At 54.4% G+C, this 17213-nt stretch carries 25 protein-coding genes; all 25 read left to right on the top strand.

The annotated features are described in order from the left end of the window. The first annotated feature begins 5 nt into the window (after positions 1–5). The 25 genes from rplP (at position 6) to AY555_RS00810 (ending at position 17206) form a co-directional block, all read left to right on the top strand. On the top strand, positions 6–425 hold the full coding sequence (gene rplP, locus AY555_RS00930) for a 50S ribosomal protein L16 (protein WP_066132220.1): 420 nt from the start codon (positions 6–8) through the stop codon (positions 423–425). A 2-nt stretch (positions 426–427) separates the two neighbouring features. After that, positions 428–625, top strand: coding sequence for a 50S ribosomal protein L29 (rpmC, locus tag AY555_RS00925; RefSeq protein ID WP_066136309.1), 198 nt, complete (start codon positions 428–430; stop codon positions 623–625). A gap of 40 nt (positions 626–665) precedes the next feature. Beyond that, positions 666–905, top strand: coding sequence for a 30S ribosomal protein S17 (gene rpsQ / locus AY555_RS00920; RefSeq protein ID WP_066132217.1), 240 nt, complete (start codon positions 666–668; stop codon positions 903–905). A gap of 43 nt (positions 906–948) precedes the next feature. Beyond that, the gene (gene rplN / locus AY555_RS00915) at positions 949–1317 is read left to right on the top strand and encodes a 50S ribosomal protein L14 (protein ID WP_066132214.1); all 369 of its coding nucleotides are present in this window, start codon (positions 949–951) and stop codon (positions 1315–1317) included. Positions 1318–1319: 2 nt separating this feature from the next. Then, complete coding sequence (gene rplX, locus AY555_RS00910; RefSeq protein WP_066132209.1) at positions 1320–1634, top strand: 50S ribosomal protein L24; 315 nt, start codon at positions 1320–1322, stop codon at positions 1632–1634. An 11-nt stretch (positions 1635–1645) separates the two neighbouring features. After that, positions 1646–2191: a 50S ribosomal protein L5 gene (gene rplE / locus AY555_RS00905; protein ID WP_066132206.1), complete on the top strand. Its 546-nt coding sequence runs from the start codon at positions 1646–1648 to the stop codon at positions 2189–2191. Between the two features lie 18 nt (positions 2192–2209). Next, the gene (rpsN, locus tag AY555_RS00900; protein WP_066132201.1) at positions 2210–2515 is read left to right on the top strand and encodes a 30S ribosomal protein S14; all 306 of its coding nucleotides are present in this window, start codon (positions 2210–2212) and stop codon (positions 2513–2515) included. Between the two features lie 12 nt (positions 2516–2527). Beyond that, positions 2528–2926 (top strand): 30S ribosomal protein S8, encoded by a 399-nt coding sequence (gene rpsH, locus AY555_RS00895; protein ID WP_066132198.1) that lies wholly within the window; start codon positions 2528–2530, stop codon positions 2924–2926. A gap of 13 nt (positions 2927–2939) precedes the next feature. Beyond that, positions 2940–3476: a 50S ribosomal protein L6 gene (rplF, locus tag AY555_RS00890; protein WP_066132195.1), complete on the top strand. Its 537-nt coding sequence runs from the start codon at positions 2940–2942 to the stop codon at positions 3474–3476. Between the two features lie 12 nt (positions 3477–3488). Continuing rightward, positions 3489–3851, top strand: coding sequence for a 50S ribosomal protein L18 (rplR, locus tag AY555_RS00885; RefSeq protein ID WP_066132192.1), 363 nt, complete (start codon positions 3489–3491; stop codon positions 3849–3851). Positions 3852–3863: 12 nt separating this feature from the next. Next, complete coding sequence (rpsE, locus tag AY555_RS00880; RefSeq protein ID WP_066132189.1) at positions 3864–4478, top strand: 30S ribosomal protein S5; 615 nt, start codon at positions 3864–3866, stop codon at positions 4476–4478. Between the two features lie 9 nt (positions 4479–4487). Then, entirely contained in the window at positions 4488–4679 is a 192-nt protein-coding gene (gene rpmD / locus AY555_RS00875; RefSeq protein ID WP_407646298.1) for a 50S ribosomal protein L30, read from the top strand. Between the two features lie 72 nt (positions 4680–4751). Continuing rightward, positions 4752–5237 (top strand): 50S ribosomal protein L15, encoded by a 486-nt coding sequence (gene rplO / locus AY555_RS00870; RefSeq protein ID WP_066132186.1) that lies wholly within the window; start codon positions 4752–4754, stop codon positions 5235–5237. 136 nt (positions 5238–5373) lie between these two features. Next, complete coding sequence (secY, locus tag AY555_RS00865; RefSeq protein ID WP_066132183.1) at positions 5374–6717, top strand: preprotein translocase subunit SecY; 1344 nt, start codon at positions 5374–5376, stop codon at positions 6715–6717. Further along, on the top strand, positions 6717–7373 hold the full coding sequence (locus AY555_RS00860) for an adenylate kinase (RefSeq protein ID WP_066132180.1): 657 nt from the start codon (positions 6717–6719) through the stop codon (positions 7371–7373). Before secY ends, AY555_RS00860 begins: the two co-directional genes overlap by 1 nt. Before the next feature lie 154 nt (positions 7374–7527). Further along, on the top strand, positions 7528–7896 hold the full coding sequence (rpsM, locus tag AY555_RS00855; RefSeq protein ID WP_066132177.1) for a 30S ribosomal protein S13: 369 nt from the start codon (positions 7528–7530) through the stop codon (positions 7894–7896). A gap of 24 nt (positions 7897–7920) precedes the next feature. Then, positions 7921–8313: a 30S ribosomal protein S11 gene (rpsK, locus tag AY555_RS00850; protein ID WP_066132174.1), complete on the top strand. Its 393-nt coding sequence runs from the start codon at positions 7921–7923 to the stop codon at positions 8311–8313. Positions 8314–8491: 178 nt separating this feature from the next. Next, positions 8492–9508: a DNA-directed RNA polymerase subunit alpha gene (locus tag AY555_RS00845; RefSeq protein WP_066132171.1), complete on the top strand. Its 1017-nt coding sequence runs from the start codon at positions 8492–8494 to the stop codon at positions 9506–9508. A 181-nt stretch (positions 9509–9689) separates the two neighbouring features. Further along, the gene (gene rplQ, locus AY555_RS00840) at positions 9690–10115 is read left to right on the top strand and encodes a 50S ribosomal protein L17 (RefSeq protein WP_066132168.1); all 426 of its coding nucleotides are present in this window, start codon (positions 9690–9692) and stop codon (positions 10113–10115) included. A gap of 148 nt (positions 10116–10263) precedes the next feature. Beyond that, on the top strand, positions 10264–11673 hold the full coding sequence (locus tag AY555_RS00835) for a Do family serine endopeptidase (RefSeq protein WP_066132165.1): 1410 nt from the start codon (positions 10264–10266) through the stop codon (positions 11671–11673). Positions 11674–11675: 2 nt separating this feature from the next. Next, a complete protein-coding gene (locus tag AY555_RS00830) occupies positions 11676–12980 on the top strand; it encodes a replication-associated recombination protein A (RefSeq protein ID WP_156483367.1) in 1305 nt (434 codons plus the stop codon). Beyond that, positions 12977–13360 carry a fluoride efflux transporter CrcB gene (gene crcB / locus AY555_RS00825; protein ID WP_066132159.1) on the top strand — a complete coding sequence of 128 codons (384 nt, stop codon included), beginning with the start codon at positions 12977–12979 and terminating at the stop codon, positions 13358–13360. The genes AY555_RS00830 and crcB overlap by 4 nt, the downstream gene beginning before the upstream one ends. Then, a complete protein-coding gene (locus AY555_RS00820; protein ID WP_066132156.1) occupies positions 13357–14376 on the top strand; it encodes an RluA family pseudouridine synthase in 1020 nt (339 codons plus the stop codon). The genes crcB and AY555_RS00820 overlap by 4 nt, the downstream gene beginning before the upstream one ends. Beyond that, positions 14373–15056: an HAD-IA family hydrolase gene (locus tag AY555_RS00815; protein WP_066132153.1), complete on the top strand. Its 684-nt coding sequence runs from the start codon at positions 14373–14375 to the stop codon at positions 15054–15056. The genes AY555_RS00820 and AY555_RS00815 overlap by 4 nt, the downstream gene beginning before the upstream one ends. Beyond that, a complete protein-coding gene (locus AY555_RS00810; RefSeq protein WP_066132149.1) occupies positions 15056–17206 on the top strand; it encodes an AsmA family protein in 2151 nt (716 codons plus the stop codon). Before AY555_RS00815 ends, AY555_RS00810 begins: the two co-directional genes overlap by 1 nt. Positions 17207–17213: the final 7 nt, after the last annotated feature.

Genomic DNA, 17213 nt, shown 5'->3' with positions numbered 1-17213 from the left:
ATACAATGCTTTCGCCGAAACGTACAAAGTTCCGCAAGGCGCATAAAGGCAGGATCCACGGAAATGCCAAAGGTGGATTTAGCCTGAACTTCGGCCAGTTTGGCCTGAAGGCTCTGGAGCCAGAGCGTATTACCGCGCGCCAGATTGAGGCTGCTCGCCGTGCTGTGACCCGCGCTATGAAGCGCCAAGGTCGCGTGTGGATTAGAATTTTCCCTGACCTCCCTGTTTCCAGGAAGCCTGCTGAAGTCCGCATGGGATCGGGAAAAGGTGCGCCTGAATACTGGGTCGCTCGCGTTCATCCTGGGCGCGTTATGTTTGAGATTGATGGCGTATCGGAAGATGTGGCTCGGCACGCTCTTGAACTGGCTGATGCCAAGCTTCCGATCAAGACGAAGTTCGTTACTCGTTTGGGTGGAGAGGCGTAATGATGAGCATTGCGAAAGAGTTGCGTGACAAGACGCCCGAGCAACTGATTGATCACTTGGTTGGCTTAAAGAAAGAGCAGTTTAATCTGCGTTTCCAGAAGGCTACAGGACAGCTTCAGAACACCTCCCGTCAGCGGCAGGTTAAAAAAGATATAGCCCGGGTTAAAACAGTGCTTCACGAACGTAAGGCTGCTGTGTAATATCGCCGGCTTGTCGCTATAAGGAGCGAAAAGTAAGACTATGCCCAAGCGTATCCTACAGGGCGTGGTGGTGAGTGATGCTATGGATAAGACCATTGTGGTTAAAGTCGAGCGTCGCTTCATGCACACGCTGTATAAAAAGTTCATCAAGCGGTCCAAGAAGTATGCCGCTCATGATGAGGCCAATCGCGCAAAGGTTGGCGATGTCGTTCGTATTCGCGAATGTCGTCCTGTCTCCAAGCGTAAATGCTGGGAGCTTTTTGCGGACTCTGCCGACTAAGGTCATGGGTTCCGGTTTAATTTGACTTTTAAGGATTTAAACCATGATTCAGATGCAGACCAGCCTGGATGTCGCTGATAATAGCGGCGCGCGTCGGGTGCGGTGCATCAAGGTTCTGGGCGGTTCCAAGCGTAAAGCTGCCAGTGTCGGCGATGTGATCCGGGTCTCTGTAACAGGAGCAATACCCCGGGGTCGCGTCAAGAAGGGCTCTGTGGAGCTTGCCGTTGTGGTGCGCGTTGCCGCCCCCGTTCGCCGTGCGGACGGAACCATGATCCGCTTTGATCGTAATGCTGCTGTGCTTATTAATAAGCAGGGTGAGCCAGTGGGGACTCGTATTTTTGGTCCCGTTGTTCGCGAGCTGCGTGCCAAGAAGTACATGAAAATCATATCGCTTGCCCCGGAGGTGCTGTAATTATGCAGAAGATCCGCAAGGGTGACACAGTTATCGTTCTTGCAGGCAAAGATGCTGGCAAGAAGGGTGAGGTGATTCGTGCTATTCCTTCCGAGGGTCGCGTTGTGGTCAAGGGCGTTAACGTAGTGAAACGTCACTTGCGTCCGACGCAGACGAGCCAAGGGGGTATTCTCGAGAAAGAAGCCTCTATTCACGTTTCCAACGTGGCTCATGTTGATCCCAAGGACGGAAAAGCGACGCGAGTTGGTTTTCGTGTCCTCGATGATGGCTCGAAGGTTCGCTTTTCAAAGCGGTCCGGCGAAGTCATAGCGAATTGAGGAGAATGTCTATGGCTGCGCGTCTTCGTGAGCAGTATGACACGGTTATTCGTAAGGCTCTTCAGGATAGGTTTGGTTACGCCAATCCCATGGAGATTCCCAAGTTGACCAAGGTGGTCATTAATATGGGGGTTGGTGAAGCCTCCCAAGATCGGAAAAAAATTGAAGGTGCAATTTCCGATTTGACCGCTATTTCTGGCCAGAAACCAGTTCCTACGCGTTCGAAAAAGTCGATTGCAGGCTTTAAGCTTCGCGAAGGTATGGTGATTGGCTGCAAGGTCACCTTGCGTTCTGATCGGATGTATGAGTTTCTTGATCGTCTTATTACGATTGCCCTTCCTCGTGTTCGCGATTTCCGCGGTTTGAACGGGAAAGCCTTTGATGGTCGTGGGAATTATAATATGGGCTTGAAGGAGCAGATTATTTTCCCTGAGATCAGCTACGATCAGGTCGACAAGGTGCGTGGTATGGATATCACCATCTGCACGACCGCCAAAACTGATGACGAGGCCCGGGTTCTGCTTGAGCAGTTCCAGGTTCCGTTCGTCAAGGCGTAAGGGCGGGGAGTAGGTTTTATGGCGAAAGTTAGCTCTGTTGAGAAAAATAAAAAACGTGCGCGCATGGTGAAGCAGTATGCTGACCGTCGTGCCGCGTTGAAAGCTCTGATCTCAGGCAAAGATACTTCCCCCGAGGAGCGCATGGCTGCTGTTCTGAAGCTCAGTTCTTTGCCCCGCAACTCGTCTTCGATACGTTACCGTAATCGTTGTGAGGTTACGGGACGCCCGCGTGGTGTTTACCGTAAATTCCGAATGGGTCGTGTTATTTTGCGCGACCTGGCGTCCCAGGGTCAGATCCCTGGCATGGTCAAGTCAAGCTGGTAAGGAGGACAGACCATGTCAATGACTGATCCCGTGGGTGATATGATCACCCGTATCCGTAACGGTCAACGTGCAGGGAAATCCAGCGTTATTTCCCCCGCCTCCGGCTTGCGTGCCGGGGTTCTGGAGGTTCTGGTGCGCGAAGGTTATATTCGCGGTTATGAACGCTACGTTGTTCGTCCTGGTGTTGAGGAGCTTCGTGTTGAGCTCAAGTATCACGAAGGAAAGCCTGTCATTCAGGAAATAAGCCGTGTTTCGACGCCCGGTCGGCGCCGTTACTCCAAGATCAAGGATCTTCCTAAGGTCTATAACGGTCTCGGTATCTCTATTCTCTCAACCCCGCGTGGGTTGATGAGCGACCATGAGGCCCGCCTTGCCAATGTTGGCGGCGAAGTCCTGTGTCGCGTATTCTGAGGAGGGTGCCTGGATGTCTCGCGTAGGAAAGTATCCGGTTGAAGTTCCTCAGGGTGTTTCTGTGACCATTGCTAATGGCATTGTATCAGCTAAAGGGAAGCTTGGTGAGTTGAGTTTCACTCTCTCGCCCGACTTGGTTGATGCAAAGCTGCAGGATGGCAAGGTTGTTGTGTCTCCTGTCGGTGATTCCAAGAATTCCCGTATGATGTGGGGAACAACCCGCGCCCGTATTGCCAACTTGGTGAAGGGTGTCTCAGAGGGCTTCCGGAAGAATCTGGAAGTGGTAGGTGTTGGTTACAAGGTTGCGGTGCAGGGTAAGAATCTTCAGCTTGCCCTTGGTTTCTCGCATGATGTGATCTTCCCGATCCCGGATAATGTCGTAATTAAGGCTCCGCAGCCGACACAGATCGAGATCAGTGGTATGGACAAACAAGTTGTTGGCCAGGTCGCTGCTGAGATTCGCGCATACCGTCCGCCAGAGCCCTATAAGGGTAAGGGCGTCAAGTATGTTGGCGAGCAGATTCTGCGTAAGGAAGGCAAGAAGAAGTAAAGGCGAACGGAAATGGCGAAAAATTTGTCTCTTTTCGAGCGCCGCCGCGATCGCGTGCGGTATCAGCTCAGGAAGAAGGCCGCCGGGCGTTTGCGCCTTTCGGTTTTCCGCTCATCCAAGCATATCTATGCTCAAGTTATTGACGATGCCAAGGGATGTACCCTTGTTGCTGCCTCGACCTTGGACAAAGGATTGCGTGAGCATTTGAAAACCGGTGCCGATACAGTAGCTGCCGCTGCTGTGGGCAAACTGGTGGCCGAGCGGGCTCTTGAAGCCGGCGTTAAAGATGTCGTGTTCGATCGTGGGGGCTATGTGTTCCACGGCCGGGTGAAAGCTCTGGCGGATGCGGCGCGTGAAGGCGGACTTTCGTTCTAAAGGATAGTCGAGATGGCACGTACCCCCACTGCTGAACGCTCCTCTCAGGAGCGTCGTGATCGTCGTGATCGCGATCGTGCTCCGGAGCGTGAGCGCGAGGATGAGTTCACCGACAAGCTTGTATCTATTAATCGTGTTGCCAAAGTGGTCAAAGGTGGCCGTCGTTTTGGCTTTGCTGCGGTCGTTGTTGTTGGTGACAGCAAAGGCCGTGTCGGGTTTGGCACGGGCAAGGCCCGTGAGGTTCCTGAGGCTATTCGCAAGGCCAGTGAAAGAGCGAAGCGCGGCTTGGTTCGCGTTCCCTTGCGTGAAGGGCGCACTTTGCACCATGATATTTCCGGTCACTTTGGTGCCGGCCATGTTGTTTTGAGATCTGCTCCTGCGGGTACCGGCATCATTGCCGGCGGTCCGATGCGTGCAGTGTTTGAGACTATGGGTGTCCAAGATATTGTTGCCAAGTGTGTTGGTTCTACCAACCCTTACAACATGATCAGGGCTACGTTTGCTGCATTAGCAAATCTTGAGAGCCCGCGGATGGTTGCTGCAAAGCGTAATAAGAAAGTTGGCGAAATCGTCAGTCGTCGTGAAATGACGGGTGCTGCTGAGGCAGACGCCGCCTCTGCTGAATAAGGAGACGGAATGATGGCCCAGAAAAAAACGCTGACAGTTATGCAGACAGGAAGCCCGATTGGCCGCAAGGCCGACCAGAGAGCAACTCTGGTTGGGCTTGGTCTGAACAAGATCAATCGCACCCGGGTATTGGAAGATACACCGTCGGTGCGTGGGATGATTGCCAAGGTGGCTCATCTCGTGAAGGTCGTAGAGGCGTAAGCCGACTCGGAAGAGGCGAGGGGCATTTGGTCTTCGCTTGTTTCCGGGGTTAGTAAGACAGGATCCTTCAATATGAAGTTAAATCAATTACGCGATAACGAAGGTGCAACCAAGAAACGGATGCGCGTTGGTCGTGGTATAGGCTCTGGTAAGGGAAAAACCGGTGGCCGTGGCGTCAAGGGGCAGAAATCCCGTACAGGTGTTTCAATCAATGGCTTCGAGGGTGGGCAAATGCCTATCTATCGTCGTCTTCCCAAGCGTGGCTTCACCAATATATTCCGTAAAGACTATGTTGCAGTGAATCTCGGACGTCTCCAGACAGCAATTGATGCAGGCAAGCTGGATATATCTGCTGTTATTACAGCCGAGAAGCTGGTCTCTGCAGGTGTTGTGCGTCGTATTCGCGATGGCATTCGTCTTCTGGGGCATGGTGATTTCAGTGCGAAGGTAACCATCGAAGTTGCAGGTGCTTCCCGTTCTGCTGTCGACGCAGTAGAAAAACTGGGTGGCAAGGTTGTGATGTTGGCTGCCCCTGTTATCGAAGGCGAGACGACCTGATCGCACGATCAAGATAAGACGTTGGCCTTGTGCTAGGTTATCGTCTGCTCTTGCGGGGAGCGTCGGCAGATGGTGCTTTGGTAGCACCAGTGTCAGACTGCTCCCCGTTGTACATTTTTGATACCTGGAGCGTCGCATGGCTTCTGCTGCCGAGCAACTTGCTGCCAATATGAACTGGGGCGTTTTCGCCCAGGCTACGGAGCTGAAAAAGCGCATTTGGTTCACCTTGGGTGCGCTGATTGTGTATCGTCTCGGCACGTATATTCCTTTGCCTGGCATTGACCCACACGCATTGGCAGACGTTTTTTCCCGTAATCAGGGTGGCATCCTTGGGATGTTTGACATGCTGGCTGGCGGTGCCCTCAGCCGTATGACTCTGTTTGCTCTTAATATTATGCCTTATATTTCGGCCTCTATTATTCTTCAGCTTCTGACGACAATGGCGCCGTCAATGATTGCTCTGAAGAAAGAGGGTGAGGCTGGTCGTAAGAAAATTAATCAATACACTCGTTACCTTACTGTTGTGATTGCAGCGTTCCAAGCTTGGGCAATCGCGGCTGGTCTTGAGGCCATGACTGGTAGCAGTGGCGCTGTTGTTGTTGATCCTGGTCTTTTCTTTCGCTTCACAACCGTCGTGACCCTTGTTGGTGGGACGATGTTTCTCATGTGGCTGGGAGAGCAGATAACGGCAAGAGGTGTTGGTAATGGTATCTCGCTTATTATCTTCGCTGGTATTGTAGCAAATCTACCGCAGGCTCTTGTTGCTACTCTGGAGCTGGGCCGCACTGGGGCATTGCACCCGTTGTTGATCCTTGTTCTTCTTTTGATGGCTGTTGGCGTTATTGCCTTTATTGTGTTTATGGAACGTGCGCAACGTCGTATTCTGATACAATATCCAAAGCGTCAGGTAGGTAATCGTTTGTATGGTGGTGAAAGTACGCACCTGCCATTGAAGATTAATACTGCAGGTGTGATACCGCCCATTTTTGCTAGCTCAATACTGTTGCTGCCTACAACTGTGGCCAGTTTTTATGCGGGCAGTGGACCTGATTGGCTTCAGGGACTGGTCGGTTGGCTTGGTCATGGGCAACCCGTTTATATGTTGCTATATGCTGCGCTGATTGCGTTCTTCGCTTTCTTCTACACAGCTGTTGTTTTTAATCCCCATGAAACGGCAGATAATCTGAAGAAGCACGGTGGGTTTATTCCGGGCATTCGTCCGGGAAAGAATACGGCAGAGTATATGGATTACGTGTTGACCCGTCTAACGGTCGTTGGCGCTCTTTATCTTGTCTTTATTTCCATTCTGCCCGAGATTCTGATTACACGTTTAGCTGTTCCATTTTACTTTGGTGGGACCAGCCTTCTGATTGTTGTCAGTGTGACTATGGATACCGTTACGCAGGTCCAGTCTCATCTGTTGGCACATCAATATGAAGGGCTTATCAGAAAGTCGAAGTTGAAAGGGCGGCGAGGCTGATGGCGGGAAAAAGACTGATTCTTATGGGGCCTCCCGGTGGTGGCAAGGGAACTCAGGCGCAGAGGCTTCGTGAACGCTACGGCATTGTCCAGCTTTCAACAGGCGAAATGCTTCGCGCTGCTGTAGCTGCAAAGAGTGCAACGGGCTTGAAGGCAAAGGCCGTGATGGATAGCGGTCATCTGGTTTCAGATGAGATCGTCATTAATCTGATAGATGACCGACTGGATTGTGATGATGCTCGTCAGGGCTTTATTCTGGATGGTTTTCCGCGCAATGTTGCTCAAGCAGAGGCGCTTGACGTGCTGATAGCCAAGAAGGGTGTTGTGCTGGATGCTGCTATCGAGTTGCAGGTGCCCGATGATCTTCTCGTTGAGCGGATTGTAGGGCGTTTTACCTGCGATGCGTGTGGGGCCGGCTATCATGATACCTTCAAGAATCCCAAAGCCGTAGGTGTTTGCGATTCGTGTGGGGGGACCAAATTTTCCCGTCGTGCTGACGATAATGAAGACACGGTTCGCAAGCGTTTGGTTGCGTATCATGCGCAAACAGCACCCTTGATCCCCTATTATAAGGCGCGTAATCTCTTGTATGTTGTTGATGGCGCAAGAGACATTGATGTTGTTACAAGCGAGCTGGAGGCTTTTCTTGGTTCGTAAGGTGGGGTGTGCGTCAGGTTTCTGGCCTTGTGTGCCATAGGCATGGTTGACTTGCTGGTAGCAGTGAATATAATCGCGCTCCTTCCGAGTCTGACTGCGGACAGAAACATTGGCGGCATTCTTTGTCGTTTAGAAAATTTAAGGAGTACGGGCCTTGGCGCGTATCGCTGGCGTTAACATTCCGACCAACAAGCGCGTGGAAGTCGCGCTGACATATATTTATGGTATTGGTCCAAAGCATGCGAAAGATATCTGTGAAAAGATGTCCTTTGCGCCGTCCCTCAGGGTCAATCAAATGTCAGATGAAGATATTCTTCGTCTGCGTGAACTGATTGACAGTACCTATAAAGTCGAAGGTGACCTGCGTCGCGAAGTTGCGATGAATATCAAGCGCCTGATGGACCTTGGCTGCTATCGCGGTCTGCGCCATCGCAAGGGGCTTCCTGTTCGTGGCCAGCGTACCCACACCAATGCCCGTACCCGCAAGGGACCGGCAAAGCCGATCGCCGGCAAGAAGAAGTAATTAGAGAGAAGGCAAGATACGGCAATGGCCAAGGCAGCTGCTGCGCGTCCCCGTCGTCGCGAACGCAAAAATATCACGTCCGGAATTGCCCACGTGAATGCGACCTTCAACAACACAATCATTACCATAACGGACGTGCAGGGGAATTCAATCTCTTGGTCCTCTGCTGGTATGCAGGGCTTCAAGGGTTCCCGCAAATCCACGCCGTATGCCGCGCAGGTGGCTGCTGAAGATGCCTGTCGGAAGGCTCTTGATCATGGTATGAAGACCTTGGAAGTTGAGGTTGCTGGGCCGGGCTCTGGTCGTGAGTCCGCACTGAGAGCCTTGGTTTCAGCCGGGTTTACTGTTACCTCCATTCGTGATGTTACCCCTATACCGCACAATGGCTGTCGTCCGCGTAAGCGGCGTAGGGTCTGATTATCAGATTCGTTTTGTGTGACCGCCGCCCCGGACTATTCCGGGGCATGGCGGCTTTGGTGTGATGAACCGAATGCCGTGTTGCGATGAGGCTTCTTTTGATTCAGTCTTGTACTGATCCAAAGTTGGTTGTTGTCAGCACGGTTTGGCCTGGCCCCGTTAGCAAGAGGGTGCATCCGTGATCCAGAAAAACTGGCAGGAACTAATCAAACCGCAAAAACTCAACGTCGAGCCCGGTGACGATCCCGCGTGCACGGCAACCGTTGTTGCAGAACCGCTTGAGCGCGGCTTTGGCATGACCTTGGGCAATGCCCTGCGTCGTGTTTTGATGTCTTCCCTCCAGGGTGCGGCTGTTACCGCGATCCAGATTGAAGGCGTCCTCCACGAGTTTTCCTCTGTCCCCGGTGTCAGGGAAGATGTCACGGATATCATCCTGAATATCAAGGCTCTTGCCTTGAGAATGCAGGGTGAAGGTTCCAAGCGCATGACCCTTAAGGCAACAGGTCCGTGTGTTGTGACAGCCGGAAATATTGAGACTGGTCACGGCGTAGAGGTGCTGAATCCCGATTTGGTGATTTGTCATCTTGATACCAATGCCTCCTTTAACATGGAGTTGACCGTTGATACCGGCAAGGGTTACGTGCCGGCTGCAAATAATCGTTCCGAGGATTCACCTATTGGCCTGATCCCGGTTGATTCGATTTTTGCTCCGGTTCGTCGTGTGTCCTATCGCGTTGAGAATGCGCGTGTTGGTCAGGTGACGGACTATGACAAGTTGGTCATGAACGTAGAGACCAATGGTGCTGTGACGCCGGAAGATGCTGTTGCTTTGGCAGCCCGTATTCTTCAGGATCAGCTTGCTCTCTTCATCAATTTTGACGAGCCGCAGGCTGCTTCCGAGGCGTATAAAGAAGATGATCTGCCATTCAATCGCAATCTTCTGAGGAAGGTTGACGAGTTGGAGTTGAGTGTTCGTTCGTTCAATTGCCTGAAGAACGACAATATTTGTTACATTGGTGATCTGGTTCAGAAGACCGAGGCAGAGATGCTTCGTACGCCGAACTTTGGTCGTAAGTCCTTGAATGAGATCAAGCACCTGCTTGCGCACATGTCCCTGCACCTTGGCATGGAAGTGCCGAACTGGCCGCCTGAGAATATTGAAGAACTTGCCAAGAAGCTTGAAGATCCCTATTGATCATCGGCTCCGGCCTGCTTCCTTAGAACTGTGTTCTTGAGCAGGCCGGTATTGTTTTGATTTAGGGACATAATGTCCCAGTCTTGTTCTGCATCGCTTCCATAAGTTTAAAACTGGCGGCGGGAACAAGAACTTTGATCGGCTCCGCGAGCGGGGCCAAGAAACTGGAAAGGAAACAGCCATGCGTCACGGAATGTCCGGCCGCAAGCTTAATCGCACGTCGTCCCACCGTAAGGCTATGTTTGCCAACATGGCTGCTGCTCTGATCCGGCACGAGCAAATTCGTACCACTTTGCCCAAGGCAAAGGATCTGCGTCCGATTGCCGAGAAGCTGATTACGCTTGCCAAGCGCGGCGATTTGCATGCTCGCCGTCAGGCGATTGCTCAGATTGGTGACGAGACAGTTGTCAGCAAGTTGTTTTCTGTTCTGGCAGAGCGTTATCAGGGCCGGCCCGGTGGCTATACGCGCGTTCTGAAGGCCGGTTTCCGCTATGGTGACTGTGCCCCCATGGCGATTATCGAGCTGGTTGATCGTGATCCTGCTGCCAAGGGTGCCGAAGACAAGGCCCGTGTTGCAGCAGAACTGGCAGCTGCCGAGCAGGAATAATCAATCTGCCGCGTGTGTTATTCTAGAGGGCAGCCTGATCAGGCTGCCCTTTCTGCTTTGTGGCCTTGGATGCTAATCTGGGCTGGTATTTCGTGTTTTGATACCCCACGTTACAAGTAGGCTGTGTCGTGTTGGTGAGGATGCTGTTGTGCGTTTTTTGAATCTGGTGTTGCTGTGTTTGATGATAGGCCCCGTCTGGTCTGTTGCAAGTGCAAATCCTGAGGTTCCATCCTCTCGTCAGCAGGTGAGCCTTTCGTTTGCTCCGGTTGTGAAGCGTACTGCTCCGGCTGTTGTGAACATTTACACTAAAAAGGTTATCGTTACCCGTGAGACGCTGCCTTTGATGGCAGATCCTTTCTTTCGTCGTTTTTTGGGGGATGCCCCGGGTTTCGGTATTCCCCGTGAGCGGATTCAAAACTCTTTAGGGTCAGGGGTTATCCTGCGTCCGGATGGTGTTGTCGTTACGAATAACCACGTTATCGATGGCGCGGCCGAGATTACAGTTGTCCTTTCCGATCGCAGGGAGTTTGAGGCAGAACTGGTCGGAGCGGATCCTCGTACAGATTTAGCGGTTCTAAGACTGAAGGATGGGCCGCAATCCCTTCCTTTTCTTGAGTTGGCTGATTCTGGTGTTTTGGAGGTCGGAGATCTGGTGATTGCGATCGGGAATCCTTTTGGGGTTGGGCAAACAGTCACCAGTGGTATCGTGTCTGCATTGGCGCGGACCAATATCGGTGTCTCTGATTACCGTTCATTTATTCAGACCGATGCTGCCATTAATCCCGGTAATTCAGGTGGGGCCTTGGTTACGACGGATGGTCGTCTGGCTGGTGTCAATACGGCGATCTACAGCCGCGATGGCGGTAGTCTGGGGCTGGGTTTTGCTATTCCTGCCAATATGGTGAACACGACGGTCAAAAGTATTCTGGCGACAGGAAAGGCCGTTCGTCCTTGGCTTGGTGCTGGTGGACAGGTCGCTGATTCAAAGCTGGTTGAGTCCCTGGGACTGGATCGTCCGGGTGGTGTGCTGGTGGCACGTGTTGATCCTGATAGTCCGGCTGATCGGGCTGGATTGAAACGCGGCGATGTGGTTATCGCTGTTAACGGTCATGATGTGATGGATTGGCAGGCCCTGCGTTATCAGATTGCCAGTTTGGAGCTGGGAAGCCGGGCGGAGCTGTCGGTTATTCGCAAAGGTAAGCCGGTTCAGCTTGCTTTTGCCCTGGAGCCACCGCCGGAAAACCCGCCGCGTCAGGAAACGGAAATCAAGGGACCCCGCAATCCCCTGGATGGTATCCGTCTGGCAAATGCCAACCCAGCCTTGGCAGAGGAAACCGGGTGGGATGTTTTTACAGGACAGGTTGTTGTGACAGCGGTGCGTCGTAATGGCTATGCCGCTCGTCTTGGCATACAGCCTGGTGATGTCTTGCAGTCCATCAACAGCAAGAAAGTGATTGCGGTGCCTGACGCGGTTACCCTGTTGGATCAGCCCGCTCCGGGAGGGTGGCTCATTACCGTTCTTCGTGACGGCAATGTTATGAACTTCCGGATCCGGTGATGATGACAGGATTGTTTGAACAGGCTGCGCCACGTCCGCTCGCAGATCGTCTCAGGCCCCAGCAGCTTTCGGATGTGGTAGGGCAGCCTCACCTTCTGGCAGAGGATGGGCCCCTGGGGCGCATGCTGCGGACACAGCGCTTGTCCTCGATTATCCTCTGGGGGCCTCCGGGGTGTGGAAAGACCACGATTGCCCGGCTTCTGGCCGAACAGACGGAGCTTCATTTTGAACCCCTGTCAGCTGTTTTTTCCGGTGTGGCCGATTTGCGCAAGGTCTTTGATGCTGCCAAACAGCGGCGTTCTGTCGGCCGGGGCACCTTGTTGTTTGTGGACGAGATCCACCGTTTCAACCGTGCCCAGCAGGATGCTTTTTTGCCCTACGTGGAGGACGGAACCATTACCCTAGTCGGGGCAACCACCGAGAACCCCAGCTTCGAGCTGAATGCTGCTTTGCTGTCGCGGGCGCGGGTCCTTGTTCTCAGGCGTCTGGACGATGATGCGCTGGAGCAGCTTCTGGCCCGCGCAGAAGAGATCATGGCCCGGCCTTTGCCCCTAGAACCTGATGCGCGTGAGCAAATGCGGGCGATGGCCGATGGTGACGGGCGCTATATGCTTGCGATGGCCGAAGAGGTTTTTGGAAGCGCAACCGGTGTCTTCCTGGGGACAGAGGATCTGGTTCGCCTGCTTCAGAAGCGGGCTCCCGTTTATGACAAGGACCGGGAGGGGCACTATAATCTGATTTCCGCCTTGCATAAGTCCCTTCGGGGATCGGACCCGGATGCGGCTCTGTACTGGTGCGCTCGTATGATCGAGGGTGGTGAGGATCCTGCCTATATTCTGCGCCGGCTTGTCCGGTTTGCTGTGGAGGATATCGGTCTGGCCGACCCTGCGGCTCTGGATCAGGCGATTGCGGCATGGGATGCCTTTGACCGGCTGGGGTCTCCGGAAGGAGATCTGGCCTTGGCTCAGCTTGTCCTGTATCTGGGGACAGCCCCGAAATCCAATGCGGCTTATGTGGCCTGGAAGGCGGCCCGCAAGGCGGCCCGGCAAACTGGGTCGCTGATGCCTCCGCCCCATATTCTCAATGCCCCGACTGCCTTGATGAAGACTTTGGGGTATGGGGCGGGGTATGCCTATGATCATGATCAACCGGATGGATTCTCCGGGCAGGACTATTTCCCCGAGGGGATGGAGCGGGTGCCGTTCTATAACCCTCCCGAGCGTGGATTCGAGAGGGAAATACGCCGCCGTCTGGATTACTGGGGCCGATTGCGGGCCCGTCGTATCGCGATGAAAGGCAAGCTATGAGCGTGTGGGCTGTTGTGGCAGTGGCGGTTGGCGGGGCCTTGGGGTCTGTGCTGCGGTATGCTGTGATGGCGGGTGTTGGGCGTTGGGCTGGATCGGGCTTTCCGTGGGGTACTCTGGTGGTCAATATTGCCGGGTCCCTGATTATGGGGGTTCTGGTCGAGATTGTTGCCAGAAAATGGTCATTACCTGCTTTCTGGCAGGTTTTTTTGTTTGTCGGCGTTCTTGGTGGGTTTACAACCTTCTCTACGTTTTCCCTGGATCTGGCGATGCTGATGGATCGTCATGCCGGTCTGGCTGCTGTTTATGCGGTTGGATCCGTTGTGGTGGGAACGGCAGCCCTGTTTGTGGGGATGGCCTTGGTACGCTGGAGTATGTCATGAGTGTTCAATTGATCCCTGTTGCGGCAGACGAAGCTGATGTGCGTCTGGATCGCTGGTTCCGCCGCCGTTGGCCGGCTGTATCCCAGGGACGTCTGGAAAAGTTGTTGCGCACGGGGCAGGTGCGTGTTGATGGGCGCCGTGCCAAGGCAGGGCAACGGCTTGAAGCAGGGCAGGTGGTCAGAATTCCCCCTCTGCCGGCAGATCCAGAAGACCACGCCGATGCAATGCCGGCTCGCAGTGCCGCACCTGCCATTCGCCCTGATGATGAGGCGATGATCTTGGAATCCATTCTGTACCATGATGATGATGTCATTGTGCTGAACAAGCCACCCGGTCTGGCGGTGCAGGGAGGGACCAATACCAAGGTGCATGTTGACGCCCTGCTGGATGTCCTGCGTTTTGACAGCCGGGAGCGCCCCCGTCTGGTGCATCGTCTGGACAAGGATACCTCTGGCATTCTGGTTCTGGCCCGCTCCGCCCGCTCTGCGTCTGCCTTGGCGGCGGCGTTCCGTTCCCGCGCTGCCCGCAAGATCTACTGGGCGCTGGTTGTCGGGTATCCCAATCCGTCCCGGGGGAGTATCCGGGCACCGGTTGCCAAGGTTCCGGTCGCTGGCGTTGAGAAGATGGAAGTCAATGTGGAAGAGGGGCAGGCCGCCCGTACCGAGTTTGCGGTTCTGGACAAGGCCGGGCGCTGTGTAACCTGGCTGCATCTGGAGCCATTGACCGGCCGTACCCATCAGTTACGTGTTCATTGTGCCTATCTGGGAACGCCAATTCTGGGGGATGGGAAATATGGCGGGGCCGAGGCCCATATTCAGGGCGAAGGTATATCGCGGAAGCTGCATCTGCATGCGCGGGCGCTGCGTATCCCGCATCCGTCAGGGCGCGGGGAGTTGACGATACAGGCCCCACTACCCAAGCATATGGCCAGTAGCTTTGAGGCCTTCGGGTTTGATGAGAAAGAGGTTTCTGATCCTTTTGCCGTGCTTCCGGAAACGACCCGCAAGAAAAAATGACCACGCCTCTACGTCTTGTGTTGTGGGATGTGGACGGGACACTTCTGAACTCCCGTTTCCTGATTCTGGAAACCATGCATGAGGCGTGCCGGCAAGAGAGGATTGCCTGCCCGTCTGCAAGCCTTGTTGCCCGTGGAACGGGGTTGCCTCTTGCGGACATGGTGGCCTTTGTTTTGCCAGATTATGATGCTGCTGTTCATCAGCGTGTGGCTGTGGCGTACCGTCGGATCTTTCCTGCATTGCGGGAGAAAGGCGATGGCCATGACCGTCTGTTCCCGCATATCCGGTTCGTGCTGGATGATTTGCGGAAGCAAGAGATCCTGATGGGGCTTGTTACGGGCATGGGACGCCGCGGTGTTCTTGCGTTTGTGGAGCGTTACGGTCTGGCGGATTACTTTGTGACGGTTGGTACAGCGGATGATGGGCCGGGAAAGCCCAGTCCCTTCCTTGTTTTACAGGCTGTTCGCCAGACAGGTGCAGAGCGGAAAAATACGGTTGTGATTGGTGATACATCTTTTGATATGATGATGGCCCGCGCTGCCGGGGTATCAGCCATTGGCGTGGCATGGGGCAATCATGATGTATCCGGGTTGTGGCAGGCTGGTGCTGAGGCTGTGGCAGAAGAGCCGGCAGTCTTGCCGGCATTGATCGGGCGTGTGTTGGGCAGGGGACAGGAATAATGCGTATTTCAACAGTGTTGAAGAGCCTTGTGGCTCTTGTTGTGGTGGCGGTTACTGGTGTGGCCGTTGTGTTGTCGACGCTGGACGTCAACAAATACAAGGACGTGGTCGCCGCCCAGGTTGAGGCCATGACAGGCCGTCGTTTGACCCTTGATGGAAATCTTGACCTTGCCTTGGGGTTCAGCCCGGCGATTGTTGTGAACCAAGCCAGCTTTGCGAATGCGTCTTGGGGATCGCGCCCTCACATGGTGTCAGTGGAACGGGTTGAGGCGGAACTGGCCCTGATTCCCGCCCTATTCGGCGATATCCGCGTTGGGCGTCTGGTTCTTGTCAGGCCGGATATCCTTCTGGAAACCAATGCCAAGGGGGTTGGAAATTGGGAATTCCCGGTTGGCAAGCCCGAGGGGCAGAAGAAGCCCGCGGCATCGGCACCGTCTGGATCCCCCGCACCTGATGCAGCCCCTTCGGCTGGGGCTCCTATACCCTTTTTGGCGTCGGTTCTGATCAAGGATGGCCGCCTGACTTGGCGGGATGGCAAGACCGGTACGACCAAGGTTCTTGAGCTTGCAGGTGTCAGTCTGGGGGCTTCGTCCCCTCATGATCCGGTTTCGCTGGATATCCGTGGTTCGTTTGATGCTGTCGGCTTTGATGTAGCCGGTGGGTTGGGGCCCGTTGCTGCCTTGTTGAACAAGGGCAGTGACGGGAAGCCTTGGCCCTTGTCTGTAAAGGGCGATGTTGGCGGCATTGATTTTACAGCCGATGGAGCCATCAAGGACCCGTTGTCCGGGGCTGGGTTGGCGTTGAAGCTGCATGTCCGTGCATCATCCTTGGAAAAGCTGAAGCCTTTGATCGGTGATGTTCCAAAAATTCCGGCTGTGGATCTTGCGGTGTCTGTTTCCGGTGGTGGAACAGCTTGGAAGGTATCGGATCTTGTCCTTTCATCCGGTTCGTCAAAAGTGACAGGGACCGTAGGGATAGAGACTGGGGGAGCTCGTCCTCGCGTGGATGTTGCCTTGCAGTCCCCTCTTCTTGACCTGAAGGCATTGCTGCCTTCATCACAGTCAGCAGGCAAGGCTGCACCAACCGCGGGTACGGGGTCTGTTTCTGCCGGGGGGGCGGCGGGTTCACATTCCGGCAAGGTCTTTTCAGCAGAGCGTCTTGATCTTTCCGGGCTGAAGGCTGTTGATGCCCGCTTTGATATTCAGGTATCTCGCTTGGTGATGCCTGATGCGGTTGAGCTTGAAGCCGTGGCGGCGAAAGGGGAATTGGTCAACGGGCGACTTGGCATTACACCAGCCAGCATGCGCTTGGGGGATGGAACCGTTACCGCCAACATTCACCTTGCTGCACCGGCTGGTCCCGCTGATTTCAAGCTTGATGCCAAGGCAGACAAGGTGGTTTTGGGCCGTGTGTTCAGCCAGATTGGTAAAACCGACTTGTTATCGGGTGTGCCTTCCGATGCCACGGTTTCGCTGAAAGCCAATGGGTCTTCGGTTGCTGCCCTCATGGCTTCCTTGGACGGTCGTATCCTCGTCCGTATGGGGGAGGGACGCATCAATAATGCCCTGATAGACTGGGCTGGTGCTGATATTCTCAACCAGTTGGCCGAGCAGCTGAATCCTGTCGGTAAGCGTGAGCCCAATACCCACCTGATGTGCGGCGTGATGAATGTGCAGGCCAACCATGGTGTACTGGGTTGGGACAAGCAGATTGCCTTTGAAACAGCCAAGATGAATGTGGTGTCATCAGGCAAAGTGGACCTTGGTCGGGAAGCTCTGGATGTCGGGGTCCGTCCGTCTGCCAAGGGAGGTGTCGGGGTTGGTGTCGGGGCGTTGGCCGATTTCCTGCGCTTGCAGGGTACATTGGCCAGTCCATCCATTGGTGTTGATGCCGCTGGTGTAGCCAAGACAGCCCTGTCCATAGCCGGTGCGCTGGCTGGCGGTGGCGGAGGCAAGAGCCTGTTGGGGGCCTTGCAGGGAGGGAATGCTGCGGGTTCGTCGTCTGCGGATCCATCGCCCTGTGCGACGGCCTTGGGGCAGGGAGGCAAATCCTCTTCCTCTGATGGGGCGCAACCGTCCAAACAGGCCCCGGCAGCACCCGATAACCCGGTTGATTCGATCAAGAAGGGGCTGAAAGGGCTTCTGCGCTAGAAGTGGT

The organism is Haematospirillum jordaniae, assembly GCF_001611975.1.
GTDB lineage: Bacteria > Pseudomonadota > Alphaproteobacteria > Rhodospirillales > Rhodospirillaceae > Haematospirillum > Haematospirillum jordaniae.
This window is presented reverse-complemented; position numbering and strand designations above follow the sequence as displayed.